The following is a 17346-nucleotide window of genomic DNA, read 5'->3' as shown; positions in this document are numbered from 1 at the left end:
GGCTATATGAATGAAGTGCTACTGGCGATGGCAGCCGGCTTTATCGTTGGCTTGTTGTTTTCTTTCCTCAAATTGCCGATCCCGGCCCCGCCCGTACTGTCCGGGGTAATGGGGATCGTTGGAGTCTACCTGGGGGGCCTGGCATACTCCTGGATACTCACCCGTTTCTTCTCTTAACGCACTTTCCAGTACCGGATTTGCCAGATGTGAGGTACCTCTGAAAATGGCAAATCCGGCTTGCAAACAAGGGGTATCTCGGCTGAAATAGGCATTGCCAGCAGGGTGCTGGCATTGACTAATGCCCGATGAAATCGGGTGTTGGCGGTCAAATGGAATTGATTGGGAAGTCGGGTCAGACCTTGTCTGCCTTTCTCAAGTCTTCATGGAACCAAGTCCGCACTTTTGTAAGAAAGTGACAGGGCTCTTGCCTTATTTGCAGCCTATTGCCCGTGCAGTTGCGCTGCAATTCCATTCCCGTTTTTCCGGGAGTCGCGTCTTGCCGGTTGCGTTGCGACAGGCAGCACCATGCCCTGGAATTCGGACTACATCGAGACTTTGGAGAACAGAATGACTGATCTGAAACTGGCCGCCCAGCGCGCCCTGAATCTGATGGACCTGACCACCCTGAACGATGACGACACCGATCAGAAGGTGATCGACCTGTGCCGCAAGGCCAAGTCTCCGGCCGGCCTGACTGCCGCCGTCTGCATCTACCCCCGTTTCATCCCCATCGCTCGCAAGACCCTGCGTGAGATCGGCGCTGCCGACGTGCGCATTGCGACCGTGACCAACTTCCCGCACGGCAACGACGACATCGAGATCGCCGTGGCCGAAACCCGCGCCGCCGTGGCCTACGGTGCCGACGAAGTGGACGTGGTGTTCCCGTATCGCGCCTTCATGGCCGGCAATGAACAGGTCGGCTTCGATCTGGTCAAAGCTTGTAAGGAAGCCTGTGGCGCCAACGTGCTGCTGAAAGTGATCATCGAGACCGGCGAGCTGAAAGAGGAAGCGCTGATCCGCCGCGCCTCCGAAATCTCCATCGACGCCGGTGCCGACTTCATCAAGACCTCCACCGGCAAGGTGCCGGTCAATGCGACCCCGGAAGCGGCCCGCATCATGATGGAAGTGATCAAGGCCAAGAACCCGAAAGTCGGCTTCAAGCCGGCTGGTGGCGTGAAAGACGCCGCCGTGGCGGGCCAGTACCTGGCCATGGCCGAAGAGATCCTGGGCAAGGACTGGGTATCCGCCCGCACCTTCCGCTTTGGTGCATCCAGCCTGCTGGCCAGCCTGCTGGCCACGCTGGGGCATGGCGACAAGCCGGCCAACACCAGCGGTTACTAATAGGTTGATGAGAGGGCGGACCGCTGTCCGCCCTGTTGCGCCCCACCCGTGTGGGGTGCGGGCAAGGATTCAGACTTGTGTAACGCCAGCAATGGCGGAGGGAATGAAAGATGTTTTTGCCTCAAGAAATCATTCGCAAGAAGCGCAACGGTGAAGCGCTCAGTACCCAAGAGATTCAATTTTTCGTTCAGGGCATTACCAACAACACCATCGGCGAGGGCCAGATTGCAGCGCTGGCGATGGCGGTCTACTTCAAAGACATGACCATGGATGAGCGGGTTGCCCTGACCTGCGCCATGCGCGATTCCGGCATGGTGCTGACCTGGGACCACCTCAATCTGGGCGGCCCCATCGTCGACAAACACTCCACCGGCGGCGTGGGTGACGTCGTCTCCCTGATGCTTGGCCCCATGGTCGCGGCCTGTGGCGGTTTCGTGCCGATGATCTCCGGCCGTGGCCTGGGCCACACCGGCGGAACCCTGGACAAGCTGGATGCCATCCCCGGCTACCAGACCTCGGTCGACAACGACCGTTTCCTGAAAGTGGTGAAAGAGGCGGGTGTCGCCATCATCGGCCAGACTGGCGATCTCGCCCCGGCCGACAAGCGTATCTATGCAGTACGCGACATCACCGCCACCGTCGAATCCATCGCCATGATCACCGGCTCCATCCTCTCCAAGAAGCTCGCCTCCGGGCTGGAAGCGCTGGTGATGGACGTGAAAGTGGGCTCCGGTGCCTTCATGCCGACCTTTGAAGCATCCGAGGAGCTGGCCAAGAGCATAGTTGCGGTGGCCAACGGTGCCGGCTGCCGCACTTCAGCGCTCTTGACCGACATGAACCAGGTGCTGGCCTCCAGCGCCGGCAACGCGGTGGAAGTGCGCGAAGCGGTGCGCTACCTGACCGGTGAATACCGCAACCCGCGCATCCATGCCGTCACCATGGCGCTGTGCGCCGAGATGCTGATCTCCGCCGGCCTGGCCAGCGATGACAGCGATGCCCGCCGCAAACTGCAGGCGGTGCTGGACAACGGCAAGGCGGCCGAGATCTTCGGTCGCATGGTGACCGGCCTCGGTGGCCCGAGCGACTTCATGGCGCGCTACGATCATCACCTGCCCAAAGCCGCCATCGTGCGCCCCGTCTATGCCGCCAACAGCGGTTTTGTGATCGCCATGGACACCCGCGAACTGGGTCTGGCCGTGGTCGCCATGGGCGGTGGCCGTCGCGCTGCCGGTGACAAGCTTGATTATGCCGTCGGTCTGACCGACTTTATCCGCCTGGGTCAAAGTGTTGAGGCAGACAAGCCGCTCGCCCTGATCCACGCTCAAACTGAAGAGCAATTTGCTCAGGCCGCCAGCATGGTGCAGGCTGCCGTCAAGATCGGTGATACCCAACCGGAGGCGCTGCCCGAGGTTTACCGTCGCATCGGTCTGGCTGATTTGTAACAAGGGGAAGTCCCATGAAACGTACCTTTATTCTGATGATGGACTCTTTCGGCATTGGCGCAGCCGCCGACGCCGACAAGTTCGGCGATGTGGGCGCCAATACCCTTGGCCATATTGCCAAGGCCTGTGCCGCCGGCGAACTCGAGGGTCGTGGCGCCCTCAATCTGCCGAACCTCAGCAAGCTGGGTCTGGGCCACGCGGGTGAACTCGCCAGCGGCACCTTCCCGGCTGGCCTGAACAAGGATGTCGAGGTAGTCGGTGCCTACGGCTTTGCCCAGGAGCTCTCCTCCGGCAAGGACACCCCGTCCGGTCACTGGGAAATTGCCGGCGTGCCCGTGCTGTTCGAGTGGGGCTACTTCAAGGATCACCACAACAGCTTCCCGCAGGAGCTGCTGGACGCCATCGTCGAGAAGGCCGGTCTGCCAGGCTATCTGGGCAACTGCCACGCCTCCGGTACCCAGGTGCTGGACGATCTCGGCGAAGAGCACATGCGCACCGGCAAGCCGATCCTCTACACCTCTGCCGACTCCGTGTTCCAGATCGCCTGCCACGAAGAGACCTACGGCCTCGAGAAGCTCTATGAGCTGTGCCACATCGTGCGCGAACTGCTGGAGCCCTACAACATCGGCCGCGTCATCGCGCGTCCGTTCGTGGGCAGTGGCAAGGGCAACTTCAAGCGTACCGGCAACCGCCACGACTACTCCGTACTGCCGCCGGCACCGACCGTGCTGGATTACATGAAGGAAGCGGGCGGCCAGGTGGTTTCCATCGGCAAGATCGCCGACATCTATGCCCAGCAAGGCATCACCAAGCAGGTGAAGGGCACAGGTCTGACCGAGCTGTGGGACAGAACTCTGGAAGAGGTGAAAGCGGCCGGTGACCAGACCATCGTCTTCACCAACTTCGTCGACTTCGACTCCTCCTACGGTCACCGTCGCGACGTGAAGGGCTACGCCGATGCGCTGGAGTACTTTGACTCCCGCCTGCCGGAGCTGTTCGAGCTGATGCAGGATGGCGACGTGGTGGTGCTGACCGCCGACCACGGCTGTGACCCGACCTGGAGCGGCACCGACCACACCCGCGAGTACATCCCTGTGCTATTCTACGGCAAGCCGGTCAAGGCCGGTTCCGTCGGCCGTCGCGAGACCTTTGCCGACATCGGCCAGAGCATAGCGGCGTACCACGGACTGCCCAAACTGGCGTACGGTACCAGCTTCCTGTAAGTTACCCGCCCGTCGCCTCGGCGGCGGGTAACCAATAAAGACAATAAAACTCAACCTAGTGTGAAGGAATCAAGAGAATGGCAACTCCTCATATCAATGCGAAAGATGGCGCCTTTGCTGACACCGTGCTGATGCCGGGCGACCCCCTGCGCGCCAAGTACATCGCCGAAACCTTCCTGGAGAACGTCGAACAGGTGTGCGACGTGCGCAACATGTTCGGTTTCACCGGCACCTACAAGGGTCGTCGCATCTCCATCATGGGCCACGGCATGGGCATCCCGTCCTGCTCCATCTATGCAAAAGAGCTGATCACCGATTACGGCGTGAAGACCCTGATCCGCGTCGGCTCCTGCGGTGCCGTGCGTGAAGACGTGAAACTGCGTGACGTGGTGATCGGCATGGGTGCCTGCACCGACTCCAAGGTGAACCGTCTGCGCTTCAAGGATCACGACTTCGCCGCCATCGCCGACTTCGATCTGGTTGCCAATGCCGTACAGGCCGCCAAGAACAAGGGCGTTGCCGTGCGCGTCGGTAACATCTTCTCCGCCGACCTGTTCTACACCCCGGACCCCTCCATGTTCGACGTCATGGAAAAATACGGCATCCTGGGTGTCGAGATGGAAGCCGCCGGCATCTACGGTGTGGCCGCAGAGTACGGTGCTCGCGCACTGACCATCTGCACCGTCTCCGACCATATCCGTACCGGTGAGCAGACCACCTCCGAAGAGCGTCAGTTGACCTTCAACGACATGATCGAAATCGCGCTGGATTCCGTCCTGCTGGGCGACAACTAATCCCCCTCGCGCATGAATAATGAAAACGGCGGCCCTTGGGCCGCCGTTTTGCATTTCAAGGAGGGAAGATCAGAGGTCGAGGGCGAAGCGCCCCTTGCCGGCTTGTTTGGCCCGGTACATGGCGCTGTCGGCCCGGTGCAGCAGGTCGTCGATGTGACAATATTGGCCCGAATGGCAGAGCGCACCGCCGATGCTGCCGGCGAGGGGCAACAGGTGGCCGGCCACGTCGGCGGGTACCGCCATGGCCGCCAGCAGCCGCTTGCACAGGGCGGGCAGCTCCAGCTCCGGCTGGCGCAGGGCCGGCAGTATGATGGTGAACTCGTCGCCGGCCAGGCGCGCCACCATGTCGCCGGGGCGCACCTCGGCACTGAGCACGCTGGCAAAGCGCTGCAACAGGGCGTCGCCGACATGGTGGCCGAGCTGATCGTTGATCCGCTTGAAGCCGTCTAGGTCGAGAAACAGCAGGCCCAGGGTCTCGGCATTCTGACGTACTCGCTCCAGCTCACGGGAGAGACGCAGGGTGAAGGCGCGCCGGTTGGGCAGGCCGGTGAGGGGGTCGTGGGTCGCCTCGTGCTCCAGCTGGTTCTGCAGCGCCTTGAACTCGGTGATGTCGCTGCCGAGGATGTAGACCCCGGGCTCGTCGCCCCGACTCGGGATCATGGTGATCCTGAGATCCCGTGGACCTATGGGCAGCGCGAAGCGGTTCTCGAAGCTTACCTGCTCGCCGGCGAGGGCCCTCTCCAGCTGGGCGATGGCCCGGCCATAAGCCGCTTCGCCGATCACCTCCCGTACGCTCATCTCCCGCATCTGCTCGGGATCCAGCCCGAAGTAGCGGCAGTAGGCCTGGTTGGCAAACAGGTAGCGCCCCTCGGGCGAGACCATGCTGATGGTGACCGGCAGGCCATCGGTGATGGCCCGCAGCCGGGCCCGCCCGCGCTCAATCTCGGCCAGCACCTGGCGGCGGGCGCTGATGTCGTGCAGGAACAGGGCGAGGCGCACCTTGCCGTCGAACTGGTAGCGCTCGGCGCTCACCTCAACCGGGATCTGGCGACCGCTGCGGGTGCCGATGTCGCACTCCAGGCGGCGCTGTGCGCGCTCGGGATGGGTCAGCAGCGCCAGCAGAGGGTGAGCGCTGCCGAGCAGGGCGGGCAGGGTGCGCCCCAGCATCTCCTCGGGGTGCCAGCCGAGCAGGGTGGTGGAGGCCGGATTCCAGCCGGTGATGGCCAGCGCCTCGTCGAGCTCGAGGAAGGCGTTGCTGGTGTGCTCCAGCATGTGCTGCAGCCGGCGCTGCTCCTGCCACAGGCGCTGCTGCATGGCACCGCGCTCGCGCATCTCGCCATGCAGTTGCTCCACCGTGCTCGACAGCTCGCGGGTGCGCTCACGCACCTGCTGCTCGAGCCCCTGCTGCAATTGCAACAGCTCGGCCTCGACCTGCTTGCGCTCGGTGAGGTCGGCGAACACGGCGATCATGTGAGGTGCCATGGTGCGGCCCTGGCACAGGGTCACGCTGAGCTGCACCCAGCACAGGCTGCCATCGGCCCGGATCATCCGCTTCTCCAGCCGGTAGTCTTGCCGTTGCCCTGCGAGCAGGGCGTTGAACAAGGAGAGCTCGCGCGGCAGATCCTCGGGGTGGGTCATGGCGTGCCAGGTGCGTGTCAGCATCTCCTGTTCACGGTAGCCGAGCAGTCGCTCCAGCCCCGGGTTGGCTCGCAGCCAGCGACCTTCAACCGATGAGAGGGCCATGCCCACCGACGACTGGTTGAAGGTGAGGGTGAACAGGTGCTCCTTGTCCTCCAGCACCTGGTTGAGGCTGCGCACCTGATGGCGCCGCTCCAGATCGTGCAGGGTGTTCTCCACCAGGCGGCCGAAGTCGTCGAGGTCGCGACAGGCCTCCTCGTCGAGGTGGCGCGGCGCATGATCCACCAGACAGAGGGTGCCGAGCACCACGCCGTCCAGCGCCCGCAGTGGCCGGCCGGCATAGAAGACCACGTGGGGCTCGCCTGTCACCAGCGGGTTGTCGGCAAAGCGCGGGTCGAGCCTGGCATCCTGCACCTGCATGATGTCGGGGCGCAGGATGGCGTGACCGCAGAAGGAGTGCTCCCGGCTGATCTCGCACAGGGTGACCCCGGTGCGGGCGAGAAACCACTGCCGGTTCACGTCGGTCAGCGAGACCATGGCGATGGGCAGCGAGAAATGGCGGGTGATGAGCCGGGTCAGTCGATCCAGCTGATCGATGGGCTCGCGGTCAAGCAAGCCCAGGATGCGGAGCCGTTCCAGTCGGCTCTCTTCATCCAGAGGAAGAGGGGGGGCAATCATACAGCGCTCCTGCTGGTGGCATTGCCTGGGTTGTATACAAGGCGATGAGGTCGCACCGCCTTATTGCGGCTCGACCGGTTTGCTTTTCTTCTTGTGCTTGCGCACCCGCATGTAGTTGCGGCGTACCCCGTAGGAGATGAGCAGCCCCGCCAGCAGGGCGACCAGCAGCATCAGCCGCTGTTTCTCCTGCACCACCTTGAGGCGGGTGTCCTTGTCCGCCAGCATCTGCTGCTCTTCCAGGGTAATGCGCAGATAGCCCAGCGTCAGCTCCCCATCCAGGATCTCCTGCACGAACTGGATGCGCCCCTTGCCTTGTTCGGGAACCGATTTGTTGTTGTCGCCGATGGGCAGCAGGCTGTCCAGCGGCACTGCATTGTCCGACTGGGCGAGGGGAATGCCGCGTGCATCGTAGAGGGTGACATCGAGGATCTCGGGCTCGGCGGCCAGATCCCGGGCCAGCCGCTCCAGCTCGCTGTTTTTCTCCTCCTTGATCCAGCGTTTCATGTCCCTGGCGGCATAGGCCACCAGTGCCTGGGCCCGGTTGCGCGCCTCGCTGTGCAACGAGGCCTGGCTCTCGCTCTGCATATGAATGAGCACGGCAAGCACCCAGAGTCCGAGCAGGACACCGGCGCCCAGACTGAGCACACGTTTGATGGGGAGATGACGCAAGCGTTGAGCCTTTTGCTGACAAGGGGTGGCGGGATCTTGGCGCTTGCCTGTACAAAAAGCAATACGCTACTCTGGGCCAGCTTTGTTAACCCCATGATCACCAAGGAAGGCGTTATCCCTATGTTGTTGTCCCAATTGCCCGCAGAGATTTCAGAGTGGCCCGAGTGCCTGTCCGGCGCCCCCTGGTGGGAGGCGACGCCGCAGGCGCTGCTGCCCGCCGCCAGTGCGCTGGATGGCGCCTGGCTGGTGCTGTTCGGTCGGACCCTTGGCGGCCACCATCTCGGCCGGCTGGCCGGGCTGCTGGCGCGGCACGGGCTGCAGGCACGGCTCTATCCACCCGCCATGCCGGCCGGGGTACCCTTGCTGCTGCTGGGCACGGATCGCTTCTCACCCGCTCTGGTACAGACGCTCAAGGGGGAGGAGTGGGACATCGATCTGTGTCATCTGCCAGCCCTGCCCAGCCTGGCCGAGCCCGGCCTGCTGGTGATGGACATGGACTCCACCGCCATCCGCATCGAGTGCATCGACGAAATTGCCCGTTTGGCCGGGGTCGGCGAGCAGGTGGCGGCGGTCACGGCGGCTGCCATGCAGGGCCAGCTGGAGTTTTCCGACAGCCTGCGGGCCAGGGTCGCCCTGCTGGAGGGGGCACCGGTCACCATTCTCGACCAGGTGGCGGCCAACATGCCCTGGATGCCGGGCCTGCAACTGATGGTCGATACCCTCAAGCAGGCTGGCTGGAAGGTGGCGATCGCCTCCGGAGGTTTCACCCGTTTTGCCGGCCAGTTGCAGCGGGAGCTGGGGCTGGACGCCATCTTCGCCAACGAGCTGGCGGTGGAGGGGCAACGGCTGACCGGCAAGGTGAGCGGGCGCATCGTCGATGCTGCCGTCAAGGCCGAGGTGCTGCAGCAGCTGGCCCTTGAGTACGGCATCGCCATTGGCCAGACCGTGGCTGTCGGCGATGGTGCCAACGATCTCAAGATGATGGGGGTGGCCGGGCTCGGCATCGCCATCCACGCCAAACCGCTGGTGCGGGCCCAGGCGGCGGCCACCCTCAACCATCACGATCTGGAAGGGGTGATCTGCCTGCTCGGCGCCCTGGCCTGCCGCCAGCAGCGCTGGGATCGGTGCTGAGCCCATCGGGCTGGACTCAACCCCACGTCACGGAGGACGTAGTCTCAAAATGGAACTGCTACAGCAATCCCTGTTTATTCCCTGCGGCGAACATCGGCTGCACGTGCGCCACATTCAGCCGCGGGTCGCGGTACATGGCGAGCCGATCCTGATGGTGCACGGCGCCATCGAGAACGGCCGCATCTTCTATACCGAGTCGGGCAAGGGGCTGGCCTGTTTTCTGGCCCGCCATGGCTATCAGGTCTATGTGGCCGATCTGCGGGGACGGGGGCTCAGCACGCCAGCCATCGCCGAGCAGGCCGAACATGGCCAGCACGAGCTCATTACCGAGGATCTGCCGGCCCTGCACCGCTGGATTGCCGCCCGTCATGCCGGCTTCAAGCTGCACTGGATGGCACACTCCTGGGGCGGCGTCATCATGGCGTCGACCCTGGTGCGCTTTCCCGAGCTGGCGGCGCAGGTAGCCAGCCTGGTGTTCTTTGGCACCAAGCGCGGCGTGTCGGTACAAAATCCGGAGCGCTGGCTGAAGGTGGATCTGATCTGGAACCGGCTGGCCCCCTGGCTGGCCAGCCGCAACGGCTTCCTGGCTGCCCGCAGATTGAAGATAGGGGCGGATGACGAGCCGCTGCGCTACCTGCAGGAGACTATCCCCTGGGTCAAGTGTGGCCCCTGGCAGGATCCCAGCGACGGGTTCGCCTATGACGAGGCGGCCGTCCGGGTCAACTGGCCACCGCTCTGGATGATCTCGGCCAAGGCGGACAAGGTGCTGGGTCACCCGACCGACGTGCGCCGCTTCAGCGCCGAGATGGGCTCGGCCGCACGCCATACCCGGCTCGGCCGGGACAACGGCAACCGGCTCGATTACGACCACATCAACATGCTGACTGCACCCCAGGCGCAGGAGGATCACTTCCCGCAGATCCTCGAATGGCTGCTCAATCCGCAGGCGGCCTGATGGGGGAACCCCGGGGGGCTGGTAACCGCAAGAATGCGAAAAAAAATGGCGGACCCAGGGTCCGCCATTGCTTGTTGCTTGGTATAGCGCCGCCTCGAGTCGGCGCCCTCTTCTTTACTTGATGGGCGCCGTGATGCCGAGCCGGAACAGAGTTGCCTGGCTGGTATCGGTCAGCTCGCCAACCCCCACCACGCTCCACAGCTCCTCTTCCAGCTTCTTGGCCTTGTGAATGGCGAACTTGGCAATGTAGTCCAGCTCGTTGGCGATGAAGTTGGTATCTGGGCGACCGGTACGGGATATGCCGACCAGCACCGAGTAGAACTCCCCCTGGCGCAGCGCCTGCTCGATGAAGCTGCGCTTCTCCGCCACGTTCTGGAAGCTGCTGGCGAGGCGGCTGGTGAAGATGGGCAGGCCGGTCGCCGTCTGCAGACTGGCGATATAGACCTCCTCCTCCTGAGGCTGATCCTCCCGCTCGATGGCCCGCAGCGGGTTCATGATGAGCTGCTTGAGCAACTCCCCCTGGAACAGCGGGTAGAGGTTGTCCTGATCGCCCTGTTCGGCACAGGCCTTGAGCAGCCGCGACAGGCTGCGTGGCTGCGGCGCATGGCCGACCGAGGCCGGCTTGGGGGCCCCCTTGAGCTTGTTGATGTAGACCGGGGTGCAGAAGACGTGGTGGGTGTAGATGTTGCGCAGCGCCCGCGCCATACCGCGATAGCGGCGCTGCTCCTGGGCCGCTTTGAGCTTGTTCTGGTTGCTCTCGATCAGCAGCTTGAAGAACTGGCGGCCGGTGTGGCGCTCGGGATCCCCCTCGATGCACAGGTGCAGCACGGTGCGGGTCAGGTTGATGCTGACCAGCCGGTAGGGGAGGCGTTGCAGATCCATGCTCTTGGAGAGTTCCTGCAGGCGCGGCAGGGCGATGGTGACTATGTCGTCCTTCGCCCCCTCGAACGGCTCTTCCAGCTCGATTTGCATGCCGTGGGCCGAGATGTCGCGGGTCCAGCCAAGCCAGGCCCGGCCATTGTGCTTGATGGCGACGGCGGTCTTGTGGATGTAGCGAGCCTCCTTGCGCAGCTGGACATAGTGCAGCGTCTCGATCTCGAAGGGGGCGGCACTGCTGTCGTGACCGAAGCGCTGCAGCTCGTTGGCGTTGTGCTGGCTGCTGGCGTCGAACTGGAACTCTTCCCGCTGGCTGTCGAGACCTATCTGCTGCAGCAGACCGACGTAGCTTATCTGCTTGAGCCGCTCCTGCAGCAACATGTCCTGTAGCTGGGGGCTATCCTTGCCCTGCTGGCTGGCCAGGTCGGCCTCGTGCAGGTCGCAGCGCTCCAGACTGAACTTGTAGACGCGCCAGCTGGGACGCCGGGCTCCCACCTGGAAGAAGAGCGACATCAGGCCGCTTTGCAGCAGCTCTTCCCGGGTGGCGGAGAAGAAGTAGAGGTGGCTGCGCACCGAGTGGGTAAAGCAGTAGATCAGGGTCTCTTTCACTTCTCCCTTCGCCGGCAACAGGGCCTGCATGCGGGTGGCCGAGAACAGGCTGGCGAGCATGTCGCGGTTCTTGGCGTCGCGCCAATACTCCAGGATGTGCTGGTTGTTCTCGGTACGCAGGGCGATCTCGAGGCTGGGGCTGTCGCCCGAGCCGAAGAACAGTGGCATGCCGGTCATGCGGGGCAGGTAGAACTGCTCATACCCCTTGATGATGGCAGCGGAGAGCAGGTAGTCGACGCTGACCCGATAGCGGCTCTTGTTGCTCTCGATGAAGTCATTCAAAAACTGGTCGAAATTGGGATGTTCGCCGGTCTTGATCAGCCTGAGCCAGTATTTCCCCTCCTTGCTCTCTTCCCCGAGGATCTGGTAGCTGACCGAATGGTGCAGGACGGGGTTGGGGTGATCCCGCTCCAGCCCGGTGAAGAACACCTCGACCTGAGCGCCGGTCTGGTAGTTGGGCAGATAGGGCACCAAGACCCGGATCCCGCCCAGAGAGAGATCGGAACTCTTGGCGAACAGCTTGTCGCCATCGGCGAACTTGATCACCACGGGGGAGCTGAAGTGCATCCGCTCCTGGCGCCGGCCATAGTAGCTGGCAAAGGTGATGGGATTGACGTCGTATTGGCGAAAGGGGCTGACGGGGGGCTGGAGCTGGCCATCGTTCTTGCCATGCTGGTATTTTTGCCAGTATTGCAGCGCTTCGTAGACCCCCAGGGTGTAGTCATCCTTGTAGAGGTAGCACTGGGACTGGAACAGGCCGATGGCCTCTGCCGGCATGAAATGGGTGATCCCTTCGAACTCGTGCACCAGGCACTCATCGCCCAGCTCGTCGCGCATGTCGATGACCCGGCGGCAGGGGGTGCATTTGCGTTTGAGCTCCATCTTGATCAGAAAACGGCTGTTGCTGTTCTCGTCCTGGGTCAGGCGATTAAAGATGTCATCAAAATCCTTTTCTCTGAGCAGAGGAATAAGTTGTTCAATCAGGTGCTGTTGTTGTTCTGATTCCATGTGTTCCTGCCACGGAAAGTCACTTTTCCGATTCTGGGTTTGATCTGTCGGTCGCAAACAAGTATATCAAGCAGGAATTCATCCTGTCCCCGAGTTATCCATGGCCAAAAACAAAACTGCCTATGTTTGTACCGAATGTGGCGCCGACTTCACACGCTGGCAGGGCCAGTGCAGTGAGTGCAAGGAGTGGAACACCATCAGCGAGGTGCGCCTCGGCTCGGTGACCCCGGGCAAGAGCGCCCGCTACAGCGGCTATGCCGGCGCCGTCGGCAGCCAAGTCCAGACGCTGGCGGAGATCGCCACCACCGAAATCCCCCGTTTCTCCTCCGGCTTCAAGGAGCTGGATCGGGTGCTTGGCGGCGGCGTGGTGCCGGGGTCGGCCATCCTGATCGGTGGCAACCCGGGGGCGGGCAAGTCGACCCTGTTGCTGCAGACCATGTGTGGCCTGGCCGAGCGGATGAAGACCCTCTATGTGACCGGCGAGGAGTCGTTGCAGCAGGTGGCGATGCGGGCATCGCGCCTCGGCCTGCCCACCGACAAGCTGCGCATGCTGTCGGAGACCTCGGTCGAGCAGATCTGCCTGATTGCCCAGCAGGAGCAGCCGCAGATCATGGTCATCGACTCCATTCAGGTGATGCACGTGGCGGATGTGCAGTCGGCGCCGGGGTCCGTCTCCCAGGTGCGGGAAGCGGCCGCCCTGCTGACCCGCTATGCCAAGCAGAATCACGTCGCCATCTTCATGGTGGGCCACGTGACCAAGGATGGCACCCTGGCCGGTCCCAAGGTGCTGGAGCACTGCATCGACTGTTCCGTGCTGCTCGACGGCAGCCACGACTCCCGCTTTCGCACCCTGCGCTCCCACAAGAACCGCTTCGGGGCGGTCAACGAACTGGGGGTCTTCGCCATGACCGGGCAGGGGATGCGGGAAGTAAGCAACCCTTCCGCCATCTTCCTCAGCCGCGGTGAGGAGCAGGCGCCCGGCTCCATCGTGATGGTGATCTGGGAGGGCACGCGTCCGCTGCTGGTGGAGTTGCAGGCGCTGGTGGACTACTCCCAGCTATCCAATCCGCGCCGGGTGGCGGTGGGGATGGATCACAACCGGCTCGCCATGCTGCTGGCAGTGCTGCATCGCCACGGTGGGTTGCAGATGGCGGATCAGGATGTCTTCATCAACGTGGTCGGCGGGGTCAAGGTAGAGGAGACCAGTGCGGATCTGGCCCTGTTGCTGGCCATGGTCTCCAGTTTTCGCGATCACTCCCTGCCCAAGGATCTGGTGGTGTTCGGCGAGGTGGGGTTGTCCGGCGAGATCCGACCCGTGCCGTCCGGCCAGGAGCGCTTGCAGGAGGCGGCCAAGCATGGTTTCCGTCGGGCCATAGTGCCGCACGCCAACGCGCCCAAGCATCCCATCGATGGCATGGAAGTTGTGCCGGTCAAGAAGCTGGCCGATGCGCTGGAGGCGCTGTAAGCAGAACAGGGTTGGCGGACGGGCAACAAAAAGGAGCGCAACGGGCGCTCCTTTTTGTTGGGTGATTTGAGCAGTGGTTCAGGGGTGGGGGTGTTCGAGATGCTCGCTCAGCAGCTGTTCCAGCTCCCGGTGCAGCAACTCTTCATCGCCGACGTTGAGCTCTATCATCCGCTTGAGATGGGTGGCGCTGTCAATGTCGATATGGTGGCAGTAGAACCCAAGTTTCTTGCTGGCTTCGTGGGTCAGCATGACCTGCATCTTGATCTCGATGTCACTGCCGCTCAGCACGAAGCTGAGTGAATACTCTTTGTTGTCGTGACTTTCCCAGTCATCGGGCCGGATCAGCAGGGCGCCTTGCAGGGAAATATCGACCAGCTGGGTCCGCCATTTTTTATCGCCCTGGACGAGATCGGCCATGGTCAAGTAAAGGATCCGTGAAAAACGGCGACGCTCGGACATTCTCATCTCCTGTCAGCAATAGGTACGGGTGCTAGAGGTCATGACATAGAGTGTAATGCACCTTGCACATCAGGATCTTGAACTGGCTCCGAAATTGGATATCAAACCTGCTGGGCGCTGAGTGACTCTACTACCTGCAGTGCCTTGATCAGCCGATCTTCCTGCTTGAAACGATCTTCCAGCACGGGGCCCAGCTGGTTCAAGTCTTCATCCAGCAGCAGCATCTGGGCCTCGTCCGCGTTGCTGTACTTGTCGTTGAACTCCAGCGCAAACTCGGTGCAGGCGCGGATATGGGGGTAGATGCGCTTGGCCAGCTCCAGCTTGTCGCCGCTGGCCTGTTCGAAAGCGGTTACCACATGGTGGTAGATCTCGAAGTGGCCAGCGCTGACGTAGTCGACCAGCTGCTCGCAGAAACGTTGCAATTCCACATGACCCGGGAGCGAACGCTGCTTGCTGTTGCGGGTGGGTTTCAAGCCGGCAAGGCGCATGTACTCGACCAGCAGTGCCTGTCTGGCGTCCAGCCAGTCATCGATAGCTCTGTGCTTTCCTGCCAATGCGCGTTTGGTTTGTTCCAGTTCAGTTAACATACTCCCTCCGTGGGGCATAGGCATGGAGTGCTATCGTGACAGGCCTCCGGCCTTTTTATGGACTGACGACACCTCCCTATAACTAGGGAAAATCCGGTTGACCGTCAATAGGGGCATGGGGATATTGTTACACCGGGTGGTGTTTTGGTTACAAGGCGCCATCATTTGCTCTCCTCTTCCCGTCAATTACGATCACGAAGGGGCGAGATATGTGACTATTTCCGCAGATCTTGATGAAAACCCCAGCATTCAAGCCAATCCGGCTGATAAAGCCTTTGCCTGAGTGTTTTTTTTTGAATAGAGTGGCCCGGTGCTAAATGCCCGATCATAAAGGAAATGTTATGAACAAAGCTCAACTTGTCGATGCAATTGCAGCCAAAGCAGATCTGAGCAAAGCTCAGGCCAAAGTTGCTCTGGAAGAGATCATCAATGGTATTACCCAGAGCCTGAAAGAAGGTGATGTTGTGCAGTTGGTGGGTTTTGGTACCTTCAAGGTGAACCATCGCGCTGGCCGTACCGGTCGCAATCCGCAAACTGGTAAAGAGATCCAGATTGCAGCCGCGAATGTGCCGTCCTTTGTGGCAGGCAAGGCGCTCAAAGACGCCGTCAAGTAATCCCCCAAAACCCGGCGCCAGCCGGGTTTTTTATTGCCATCGTCAGCGGAAATTGTTTCAGATACACTCAAGATATGGCGTGCGCTGTAGTGAGGTGGATGATGGAACAGAAAAATGCCATTCGGCAGGTTGCCGTACCTTGGGCTCCGTCCCGCCAACTCCCCCCGGGCCTGGTCGTGGCCGAACTTCATCAGGATATCTGGAGCGATTCCCTCACCATCATGCTGGGCAGGGCCCGCAGCATCGATCTGCCGCCGCAGATCCTGTGCCGGGTCTATTTCCGGCATATCTTCGCGGTGCGGGTCATGGAGGATTGCGATCTGGCCGAGGGCAAGGATAGTCATGCCATCGAGGAGCAGATCCAGCTCATCACCCCGTCCCGGTTTGCCAGCTGGTTCCATCAGGAGTCGGACGGCCTGCACCTGGATGAAGATCTGCAGCACTATCGCATTTCGACCTGGGATTACTGCGCCGATGTGCTGACCTCTAGGGCGCCCGAGCTGCAGTTTGTGGAGAAGGGGGAGTAGCGTCACTCTCTGCAGCATAAAAAACCGGCAACACCCAGTGTTGCCGGTTTTTTATTGGTCGAGGCGGGTGAGTTCAGCCGAGCAGCTGATCCCGATGCAGCCCCAGCACGATGAGCAAGCCGATGAAGTAGAAGGCGCTGAGCTTGACGCCCAGGATGGCGAGCAGACCGGCGCAGAGTCGGACGATGGCCTTGTGCAGCCAGGAACCGGTGAAGCGGTACATGGTTACTCCGCTGCCTCGGTGGCGGCGAATTCCGGCACCTTGGCCATGGCATCCAGCACCACCTGGATATCTGCTCCCGGCTTGCAGGCATTTTCGCTCAGGTGACGGCGCCAGGCGCGGGCCCCCTGCATGTTCTGGAACAGCCCCAGCATGTGGCGGGTCATGTGGGAGAGATAGTTGCCCTTGGCCAGCTCCTGTTCGATATAGGGCAGCATCATCCGCACCACCTCGTGGCGACTCGGCACGGCGTTGTTCTGGCCGAATACCAAATTGTCCACCTGCGCCAGAATGTAGGGGTTCTGATAGGCCTCGCGCCCCATCATGACGCCATCCAGGTGTTGCAGGTGCTCGAGGGTCTGCTCCAGGGAGGTGACGCCGCCGTTGATGGCGATGGTGAGGTCCGGGTAATCCTGTTTGACCCGGTAGACGCGGGGGTAGTCGAGCGGGGGGATCTCGCGGTTCTCCTTGGGGCTCAGACCGCTCAGCCAGGCCTTGCGGGCATGGACGATGAAGGTATCGCAACCGGCGTCGCGCACCTGCTCGATGAAGGCCTGCAGAAATTCGTAGGAGTCTTGATCATCGATGCCGATGCGGGTCTTCACCGTCACCGGAATGTCGACCAGATCGCGCATCGCCTTGACGCAGTCGGCCACCAGTGCGGGCTCGCCCATCAGGCAGGCACCGAAGCGGCCGTTCTGTACCCGATCGGAGGGGCAGCCAACGTTGATGTTCACCTCGTCATAGCCACGCTCCTCGGCCAGCTTGGCGCAGCGTGCGAGATCGGCCGGATTGCTGCCACCCAGTTGCAGGGAGATGGGATGTTCCTGCTCGCTGTACCCCAGGTAATCCCCCTTGCCGTGGATGATGGCGCCAGTGGTCACCATCTCGGTATAGAGCAAGGTCTGGCGAGTCATCAGACGATGGAAATAACGGCAATGCCGATCGGTCCAGTCCAGCATGGGGGCGATGGAAAAACGCTGCGCCTGCATAAAAATCATCCGGGTTGGCTAAACAAAGGGGGCGGATTTTACCACAACGTGAGGCAGCCCCAGAAAATGAATTTTGTCACCGCGCCAAAGGGGGCCCTGTGATAGTATCCGGCTAATA

At 61.9% G+C, this 17346-nt stretch carries 18 protein-coding genes; 11 read left to right on the top strand and 7 right to left on the bottom strand.

Translation table 11 applies throughout. The annotated features are described in order from the left end of the window. Positions 1 to 6 precede the first annotated feature (6 nt). The 5 genes from CAK78_RS07365 (at position 7) to deoD (ending at position 4800) form a co-directional block, all read left to right on the top strand. Positions 7 to 177, top strand: a complete 171-nt coding sequence (locus CAK78_RS07365; protein WP_005305103.1) for a XapX domain-containing protein — start codon at positions 7 to 9, stop codon at positions 175 to 177. A 390-nt stretch (positions 178 to 567) separates the two neighbouring features. Continuing rightward, positions 568 to 1341, top strand: coding sequence for a deoxyribose-phosphate aldolase (gene deoC / locus CAK78_RS07360; RefSeq protein ID WP_019838916.1), 774 nt, complete (start codon positions 568 to 570; stop codon positions 1339 to 1341). Positions 1342 to 1451: 110 nt separating this feature from the next. Next, entirely contained in the window at positions 1452 to 2783 is a 1332-nt protein-coding gene (gene deoA, locus CAK78_RS07355; protein WP_094696857.1) for a thymidine phosphorylase, read from the top strand. A gap of 14 nt (positions 2784 to 2797) precedes the next feature. Then, the gene (locus CAK78_RS07350; protein ID WP_010636141.1) at positions 2798 to 4006 is read left to right on the top strand and encodes a phosphopentomutase; all 1209 of its coding nucleotides are present in this window, start codon (positions 2798 to 2800) and stop codon (positions 4004 to 4006) included. A gap of 77 nt (positions 4007 to 4083) precedes the next feature. Next, a complete protein-coding gene (deoD, locus tag CAK78_RS07345; RefSeq protein ID WP_005305092.1) occupies positions 4084 to 4800 on the top strand; it encodes a purine-nucleoside phosphorylase in 717 nt (238 codons plus the stop codon). 69 nt (positions 4801 to 4869) lie between these two features. Here deoD and CAK78_RS07340 read toward each other — a convergent pair whose 3' ends face one another. Together CAK78_RS07340 and CAK78_RS07335 are read right to left on the bottom strand one after the other, a co-directional pair. Then, positions 4870 to 7116 carry a sensor domain-containing diguanylate cyclase gene (locus tag CAK78_RS07340; protein ID WP_094696856.1) on the bottom strand — a complete coding sequence of 749 codons (2247 nt, stop codon included), beginning with the start codon at positions 7114 to 7116 and terminating at the stop codon, positions 4870 to 4872. A 60-nt stretch (positions 7117 to 7176) separates the two neighbouring features. Further along, the gene (locus CAK78_RS07335; RefSeq protein ID WP_094696855.1) at positions 7177 to 7785 is read right to left on the bottom strand and encodes an AhpA/YtjB family protein; all 609 of its coding nucleotides are present in this window, start codon (positions 7783 to 7785) and stop codon (positions 7177 to 7179) included. Between the two features lie 120 nt (positions 7786 to 7905). Between CAK78_RS07335 and serB the strand changes: the two genes are divergently transcribed. Next, entirely contained in the window at positions 7906 to 8916 is a 1011-nt protein-coding gene (serB, locus tag CAK78_RS07330) for a phosphoserine phosphatase SerB (RefSeq protein ID WP_094696854.1), read from the top strand. A gap of 49 nt (positions 8917 to 8965) precedes the next feature. Further along, complete coding sequence (locus CAK78_RS07325; RefSeq protein WP_094696853.1) at positions 8966 to 9871, top strand: alpha/beta fold hydrolase; 906 nt, start codon at positions 8966 to 8968, stop codon at positions 9869 to 9871. Between the two features lie 114 nt (positions 9872 to 9985). Here the strand turns inward: CAK78_RS07325 and CAK78_RS07320 are convergent, their stop codons facing one another. After that, entirely contained in the window at positions 9986 to 12364 is a 2379-nt protein-coding gene (locus CAK78_RS07320; protein WP_094696852.1) for a PilZ domain-containing protein, read from the bottom strand. Positions 12365 to 12464: 100 nt separating this feature from the next. Here CAK78_RS07320 and radA point away from each other — a divergent pair, with 100 nt between their 5' ends. Then, positions 12465 to 13829 carry a DNA repair protein RadA gene (gene radA, locus CAK78_RS07315; protein ID WP_094696851.1) on the top strand — a complete coding sequence of 455 codons (1365 nt, stop codon included), beginning with the start codon at positions 12465 to 12467 and terminating at the stop codon, positions 13827 to 13829. Between the two features lie 78 nt (positions 13830 to 13907). On the opposite strand, the gene CAK78_RS07310 is transcribed toward radA, so the two are convergent. Then, entirely contained in the window at positions 13908 to 14288 is a 381-nt protein-coding gene (locus CAK78_RS07310; protein WP_094696850.1) for a PilZ domain-containing protein, read from the bottom strand. Positions 14289 to 14389: 101 nt separating this feature from the next. Beyond that, the gene (locus CAK78_RS07305) at positions 14390 to 14875 is read right to left on the bottom strand and encodes an Rsd/AlgQ family anti-sigma factor (RefSeq protein WP_017780450.1); all 486 of its coding nucleotides are present in this window, start codon (positions 14873 to 14875) and stop codon (positions 14390 to 14392) included. A 97-nt stretch (positions 14876 to 14972) separates the two neighbouring features. Here CAK78_RS07305 and CAK78_RS22630 point away from each other — a divergent pair, with 97 nt between their 5' ends. The 3 genes from CAK78_RS22630 to CAK78_RS07295 all read left to right on the top strand — a co-directional run bounded on the left by CAK78_RS22630 (position 14973) and on the right by CAK78_RS07295 (position 16016). Next, a complete protein-coding gene (locus CAK78_RS22630) occupies positions 14973 to 15158 on the top strand; it encodes a hypothetical protein (RefSeq protein WP_128830359.1) in 186 nt (61 codons plus the stop codon). Between the two features lie 58 nt (positions 15159 to 15216). Further along, complete coding sequence (hupA, locus tag CAK78_RS07300; RefSeq protein WP_094696849.1) at positions 15217 to 15489, top strand: nucleoid-associated protein HU-alpha; 273 nt, start codon at positions 15217 to 15219, stop codon at positions 15487 to 15489. A gap of 101 nt (positions 15490 to 15590) precedes the next feature. Further along, positions 15591 to 16016 (top strand): hypothetical protein, encoded by a 426-nt coding sequence (locus CAK78_RS07295; RefSeq protein ID WP_005305052.1) that lies wholly within the window; start codon positions 15591 to 15593, stop codon positions 16014 to 16016. Between the two features lie 73 nt (positions 16017 to 16089). On the opposite strand, the gene CAK78_RS07290 is transcribed toward CAK78_RS07295, so the two are convergent. Continuing rightward, a complete protein-coding gene (locus CAK78_RS07290; protein ID WP_005305049.1) occupies positions 16090 to 16239 on the bottom strand; it encodes a hypothetical protein in 150 nt (49 codons plus the stop codon). 2 nt (positions 16240 to 16241) lie between these two features. Next, positions 16242 to 17228 (bottom strand): tRNA dihydrouridine(20/20a) synthase DusA, encoded by a 987-nt coding sequence (gene dusA, locus CAK78_RS07285; RefSeq protein ID WP_024943335.1) that lies wholly within the window; start codon positions 17226 to 17228, stop codon positions 16242 to 16244. Between the last annotated feature and the right edge of the window lie 118 nt (positions 17229 to 17346).

Origin of the sequence: Aeromonas sp. A35_P, from assembly GCF_002259925.1 — a bacterium.
Classification (GTDB): Bacteria; Pseudomonadota; Gammaproteobacteria; order Enterobacterales; family Aeromonadaceae; genus Aeromonas; species Aeromonas dhakensis.
Note: the sequence above shows the minus strand (reverse complement) of the source record. Positions and strands in the feature narration are given on the sequence as shown.

Bases quoted from the DNA above. Each gene is read 5' to 3' on its own strand.
- CAK78_RS07365 (WP_005305103.1), top strand. From the start codon at position 7: ATGAATGAAGTGCTACTGGCGATGGCAGCCGGCTTTATCGTTGGCTTG.
- deoC (WP_019838916.1), top strand. From the start codon at position 568: ATGACTGATCTGAAACTGGCCGCCCAGCGCGCCCTGAATCTGATGGAC.
- deoA (WP_094696857.1), top strand. From the start codon at position 1,452: ATGTTTTTGCCTCAAGAAATCATTCGCAAGAAGCGCAACGGTGAAGCG.
- CAK78_RS07350 (WP_010636141.1), top strand. From the start codon at position 2,798: ATGAAACGTACCTTTATTCTGATGATGGACTCTTTCGGCATTGGCGCA.
- deoD (WP_005305092.1), top strand. From the start codon at position 4,084: ATGGCAACTCCTCATATCAATGCGAAAGATGGCGCCTTTGCTGACACC.
- CAK78_RS07340 (WP_094696856.1), bottom strand. From the start codon at position 7,116: ATGATTGCCCCCCCTCTTCCTCTGGATGAAGAGAGCCGACTGGAACGG.
- serB (WP_094696854.1), top strand. From the start codon at position 7,906: ATGTTGTTGTCCCAATTGCCCGCAGAGATTTCAGAGTGGCCCGAGTGC.
- CAK78_RS07325 (WP_094696853.1), top strand. From the start codon at position 8,966: ATGGAACTGCTACAGCAATCCCTGTTTATTCCCTGCGGCGAACATCGG.
- CAK78_RS07320 (WP_094696852.1), bottom strand. From the start codon at position 12,364: ATGGAATCAGAACAACAACAGCACCTGATTGAACAACTTATTCCTCTG.
- radA (WP_094696851.1), top strand. From the start codon at position 12,465: ATGGCCAAAAACAAAACTGCCTATGTTTGTACCGAATGTGGCGCCGAC.
- CAK78_RS07310 (WP_094696850.1), bottom strand. From the start codon at position 14,288: ATGTCCGAGCGTCGCCGTTTTTCACGGATCCTTTACTTGACCATGGCC.
- CAK78_RS07305 (WP_017780450.1), bottom strand. From the start codon at position 14,875: ATGTTAACTGAACTGGAACAAACCAAACGCGCATTGGCAGGAAAGCAC.
- hupA (WP_094696849.1), top strand. From the start codon at position 15,217: ATGAACAAAGCTCAACTTGTCGATGCAATTGCAGCCAAAGCAGATCTG.
- CAK78_RS07295 (WP_005305052.1), top strand. From the start codon at position 15,591: ATGGAACAGAAAAATGCCATTCGGCAGGTTGCCGTACCTTGGGCTCCG.
- CAK78_RS07290 (WP_005305049.1), bottom strand. From the start codon at position 16,239: ATGTACCGCTTCACCGGTTCCTGGCTGCACAAGGCCATCGTCCGACTC.
- dusA (WP_024943335.1), bottom strand. From the start codon at position 17,228: ATGCAGGCGCAGCGTTTTTCCATCGCCCCCATGCTGGACTGGACCGAT.